We start from the raw sequence: 4,796 nt of genomic DNA, 5'->3' as shown, positions 1-4,796 counted from the left end.
TGGCCGCCATCGAGGGGCGGCGCCCCTACTTCGCCCGTACCGTCGAGGCCAGCGGGTTGATCTGGGTCGGACCCGGCGCGGACGCGATCACCGCCACCCGCTGGCTCGCCCCGTTCTCCGGGTGGGTGAGCAGTTCCAGCCGGGCCGCCCCGGCCGCGAAGGCCGCCGCGCTCAGGGCCCGGGTCGCCGCGCCGGCCACGCCCCGGCCCCGGGCCGCCGGCACCACCCAGTAGCCGATCTCGAGGTGCCCCCGCACGTCGCTGATCGGCGTCAGCCCGATGCCGCCGAGCAGCCGGTCGGTGTCCCGGTCGGCGATCGCGTACGCGGCCCCGCCGGCCGCCCACGCCGCCGGCGCGCCCTCGGTGACCCACCAGTGGGCGCTCCGCGCGGTGTACGGGTCCGGCATGGCCGGGATGAACCGGCGGGTCTCCGGGTCGGCGCAGCCGGCGACCACCTCCGGCGCGTCGGCCGGGCGGAACGGCCGCAGCCGCACCCCGTACGCCTCGATGGTCTGTGGTGTCATCACAGGTCCTGCGGGAGCAACCCGCCGATCCAGACGTCCTGCCGTTCCCCGCGGTGCTGGACGCCGTCGCGGAGGGTGCCCTCGACGGTGAAGCCGGCCTTCTCGGCGGCCCGGCGGGAGGCGGTGTTGCCGACGTTGGCCCGCCACTCGATCCGGGCGAGGCCGAGCGTGGTGAATCCCCAGGCGCAGAGCGCGGCGAGCGCGGCCGGCAGGTAGCCCCGGCCCCGGGCGTGCGGCGCGGTCATGAAGCCGACGTCGGCGACGAGCGGCGCGCCGGGGGAGATCCGCAGGTCGATCGAGGCGACGTACCGGTCCTCGGCGTCGGCGACCGCGTAGGAGGCGCCGGTGCCCCGGGCCCAGGACGCCTCCGCGATGTCCCGCAGGAAGCCCTCGGCGTGCTCCCGCTGGTACGGGTGCGGCACCGTGGTCCAGCGGATGGTCTCCTCGTCCCGGCAGGTGGTCACGAGCGCGTCGATGTCGCGCTCCTCCAGCGGGCGCAGCCGCAGCTCGGTGGCGCCGGCGGTGGCGAACAGGATCGGCTGGGGCCGGCCGAAGACCGCCGCCCGGCGGGCCTGGAGGGTGTCCGGGCCGTACGGTGCGGGCTCGCCGGGCGCGGCCAGCTCGGCCGGGAGGAGTGAGCCGATCCAGCCCTCCGGGCGGCCGTCGACCGCCGGGTGGGCCATCCGCAGCTCGCCCTCGACCCGGAAGCCGGCCCGGAGCGCGACCAGCCGGGAGGCGTGGTTGCCGACCTCGGCCTGCCAGATCAACCGGCGCAGCTTCAGCGCGTCGAACGCCCAGCGGGCGACCGCCCGGGTGGCCCGGACCGCCACGCCGCGACCGCGGGCCCAGGGCGCGGTCCAGTAGCCGATCTCGGCGGAGTCGAGGCCCCGGTCGATCGCGACCAGGCCGCAGGAGGCGAGCAGCTCACCGGTCTCCGCGTCGCAGACCGCGAACGGCGCTCCGGTGCCCTCCGCCCAGGCCGTCCCGCTGATCGTGGTGACGAATCCCAGGGCGTGTTCGGGCAGGTACGGGCGAGGTACGGTGGTCCAGCGCTGGATGTCCGGATCCTGGCAGGCGCGGTACACCGCGTCGGCGTCCTCCGCCCGCCAGGTTCGCAGCAGCAGGCCGTCCTCGACGATCTCCACAGGCTCCACCCGAGCCATCGTGCCGGATCGTTCGCGTACGGCGTAACCCGATTACCGCCGGTCAGCGCACCCGCTCGGCGTTATGTCGGGTTCGCGGCCCCGGACCGCCGCCACCAGTGACCATCGCCGCGCCGGAGCGCCTACGATGGTTCGAGACTGTCTAGGGGAGCGTTGATCCGTGTCGATTCTGGAAAAGGTCCTTAGCGCTGGCGCGGGCCGTATGGTGCGCCGGCTCAAGGCCATCGCGGCCGCCGTCAACTCGATCGAGGACGACTACGTCAACCTCAGCGACGACGAGTTGCGGGACATGACCGACCAGTTCAGGGAGCGGCTCGCCGACGGTGAGACCCTCGACGACCTGCTGCCCGAGGCGTTCGCGGTGTGCCGGGAAGCCGCCGCGCGGGTGCTCGGCCAGCGGCCCTACGACGTCCAGGTGATGGGCGGCGCGGCCCTGCACTTCGGCAACATCGCCGAGATGAAGACCGGTGAGGGCAAGACCCTCACCTCGGTCATGCCGGTCTACCTGAACGCGCTCGCCGGCAAGGGCGTGCACGTGATCACGGTGAACGACTACCTGGCCGAGCGCGACGCCGCCTGGATGGGCCGGGTGCACGAGTTCCTCGGCCTCACCGTGGGCGTGGTGCTGCCCAACCGGCCGGCCAGCGAGCACCGCGCGGCCTACGAGTGCGACATCACCTACGGCACCAACAACGAGTTCGGCTTCGACTACCTGCGCGACAACATGGCCTGGTCGAAGGAGGAACTGGTCCAGCGCGGCCACTTCTTCGCGGTGGTCGACGAGGTCGACTCGATCCTCATCGACGAGGCGCGGACCCCGCTGATCATCTCCGGCCCGGCCGAGCACTCCGCCCGCTGGTACCAGGAGTTCGCCGCCGTGGTGGCCCGCCTCCAGCCGGGCACGGACGGCGAGGGCGACTACGAGGTCGACCACGCCAAGCGCACGATCGCCATCACCGAGCGCGGTGTCGCCAAGATCGAGGACCGGCTCGGCATCGACAACCTCTACGAGTCGGTCAACACCCCGCTCGTCGGCTACATGAACAACGCGATCAAGGCCAAGGAACTCTACAAGCGCGACAAGGACTACATCGTCAGCGACGGCGAGGTTCTCATCGTCGACGAGTTCACCGGCCGCATCCTGCACGGCCGCCGCTACAACGAGGGCATGCACCAGGCGATCGAGGCCAAGGAGGGGGTGGAGATCAAGCAGGAGAACCAGACCCTGGCCACCATCACCCTCCAGAACTACTTCCGCCTCTACGAGAAGCTCTCCGGCATGACCGGTACCGCCCAGACCGAGGCGAGTGAGTTCAACAAGGTCTACAAGGTCGGCGTCGTGACCATCCCGACGCACCGGCCGATGGTCCGCCTCGACCGGGCGGACGTCATCTACAAGACCGAGAAGGCCAAGTTCAACGCCGTCGTCGAGGACATCGCCGAGCGGCACGAGCAGGGCCAGCCGGTGCTGGTCGGCACCGTCTCGGTGGAGAACTCCGAGATCCTCTCCCAGTTGCTGCGCCGCCGGGGCATCCCGCACTCCGTGCTGAACGCGAAGTTCCACGCCAAGGAGGCGGAGATCGTCGCCCAGGCCGGGCGCAAGGGCGCGGTCACCGTCGCCACCAACATGGCCGGCCGCGGTACGGACATCCTGCTCGGCGGCAACCCCGAGTTCCTGGCCGCCAACGAACTCCGCCAGCGCGGCCTCGACCCGGTCGAGCAGCCGGAGGAGTACGCCAAGGCGATGGAGGAGATCCTGCCGAAGTGGAAGCAGGCCTGCGACGTCGAGGCGGAGGAGGTCGCCGCCGCCGGTGGCCTCTACGTGCTGGGTACCGAGCGCCACGAGTCGCGCCGGATCGACAACCAGCTCCGCGGTCGGGCCGGCCGGCAGGGTGACCCGGGCGAGTCCCGCTTCTACCTGTCCCTCCAGGACGACCTGATGAAGCGCTTCCGGGCCGGCGCGGTCGAGGCGGTGATGGAGCGCTTCAACATCCCGGAGGACGTTCCGATCGAGTCGAAGATGGTCACCCGCCAGATCAAGAGCGCGCAGGCCCAGATCGAGGGCCAGAACGCCGAGATCCGGAAGAACGTCCTCAAGTACGACGAGGTGCTCAACAAGCAGCGCCAGGTGATCTACGCCGAGCGTCTCCGGGTGCTCAACGGCGAGGACCTCTCCGAGCAGGTCCGCAACATGATCGACGACGTGATCGGCGCGTACGTGGTGGGCGCCACCAGCGAGGGCTACGCCGAGGACTGGGACCTCGAGCAGCTCTGGTCCAGCCTCAAGCAGCTCTACCCGGTGGGCGTCACCATCGAGGAGCTGGAGGAGGAGGTGGGCTCCCGGGCCGGCCTCGACCAGGACTTCCTGCTCGCCCGCCTCAAGGAGGACGCGAACGCCGCGTACGACCGGCGCGAGGAGCAGCTCGGCGAGGAAGCCGTCCGCCAGCTGGAGCGGATGGTCCTGCTCCAGGTGATCGACCGCAAGTGGCGCGAGCACCTCTACGAGATGGACTACCTCCAGGAGGGCATCAGCCTGCGGGCGTACGCCCAGCGCGACCCGGTCATCGAGTACCAGCGCGAGGGCTTCGACATGTTCGCCACCATGATGGACGGCATCAAGGAGGAGACGGTCGGCTTCCTCTACAACCTGGAGGTGCAGGTCGAGGAGCCCGCGCCGGAGGCCGAGGAGGTCCAGCTGCTGGAGAAGCCGGTGGAGATCCGGGCCAAGGGTCTCAACCGCACGCCGCAGCAGCAGGGCCTGCAATACTCGGCGCCCTCGGTCGACGGCGAGGCCGGCCGCGGTGCCCCGGTGATCGAGCGCGCCGACGAGCAGGCGCCGGCGCTCGGCATCGGCCGTCCCGAGACGTCGGAGCGTCCCGCCGCCGCCACTCCGCGCCGGTCGACGGCCGGGATGAGCGGCCAGGCGGTTGCGGCGAGCACCGCCCGGCGGGCCGCCCCCGGCCAGGTCGACGGCGCCGGCGAGGGCCCGTCCCGCAACGCGCCCTGCCCGTGCGGGTCCGGCCGCAAGTACAAGGTCGACGTGGACGCGGTCATCTCCGTCTGGGAGGCGGCGCTGGCCGCGCCGGCCTGGGACGGCCCGCCCGTCTGGA

2 protein-coding genes and 1 pseudogene are annotated in these 4,796 nt (G+C 71.7%); 1 reads left to right on the top strand and 2 read right to left on the bottom strand.

Features of this window, described 5'->3' with window-relative positions:
• Window positions 1–91: 91 nt before the first annotated feature.
• Window positions 92–523, bottom strand: a pseudogene (locus B0E53_RS33160) (GNAT family N-acetyltransferase); the annotation flags it as partial.
• The gene (locus B0E53_RS33155) at window positions 523–1,686 is read right to left on the bottom strand and encodes a GNAT family N-acetyltransferase (protein ID WP_246835722.1); all 1,164 of its coding nucleotides are present in this window, start codon (window positions 1,684–1,686) and stop codon (window positions 523–525) included. The pseudogene B0E53_RS33160 and the gene B0E53_RS33155, both read right to left, overlap by 1 nt.
• Window positions 1,687–1,846: 160 nt before the next feature.
• Between B0E53_RS33155 and secA the strand changes: the two genes are divergently transcribed.
• Window positions 1,847–4,796 (top strand): preprotein translocase subunit SecA (gene secA / locus B0E53_RS33150; RefSeq protein WP_246835721.1); only part of this gene is annotated, 2,950 nt, incomplete at its 3' end.

The organism is Micromonospora sp. MH33 (assembly GCF_003013775.1).
In the GTDB taxonomy this organism is placed as follows: Bacteria; Actinomycetota; Actinomycetes; order Mycobacteriales; family Micromonosporaceae; genus Micromonospora; species Micromonospora fulviviridis.
Note: the sequence above shows the minus strand (reverse complement) of the source record. Positions and strands in the feature narration are given on the sequence as shown.